At 67.9% G+C, this 265-nt stretch carries 1 pseudogene; it reads right to left on the bottom strand.

Features of this window, described 5'->3' with window-relative positions:
* Positions 1 to 18: 18 nt before the first annotated feature.
* Positions 19 to 265: pseudogene (locus tag L9G74_RS20920) on the bottom strand (UTP--glucose-1-phosphate uridylyltransferase); the annotation flags it as partial.

Here is a 265-nt window from a genome sequence, read left to right as displayed (position 1 = left end):
CCGGGCCGGTGCGGGGACTCACGCGTACCCCTTCAGCATGGCGCGGACGTCGCCGGCCAGCTCGTCGCGGGTCAGCGCGAAGGCGACGTTGGCTTCGAGGTACCCCAGCTTGCCGCCGCAGTCGAACCGTTTCCCGGAGAACCTGAGGCCGTGGAAGGGGACGTCGCCGATGGTCCTGGCCATGGCGTCGGTGAGCTGGATTTCGTCGCCGGCGCCCAGTTCGTGCCGGTCCAGATGGGGAAAAATCTCGGGTCCGAGAATGTAG

Origin of the sequence: Shewanella electrica (assembly GCF_022321485.1) — a bacterium.
Classification (GTDB): domain Bacteria; phylum Pseudomonadota; class Gammaproteobacteria; order Enterobacterales; family Shewanellaceae; genus Shewanella; species Shewanella electrica.
This window is presented reverse-complemented; position numbering and strand designations above follow the sequence as displayed.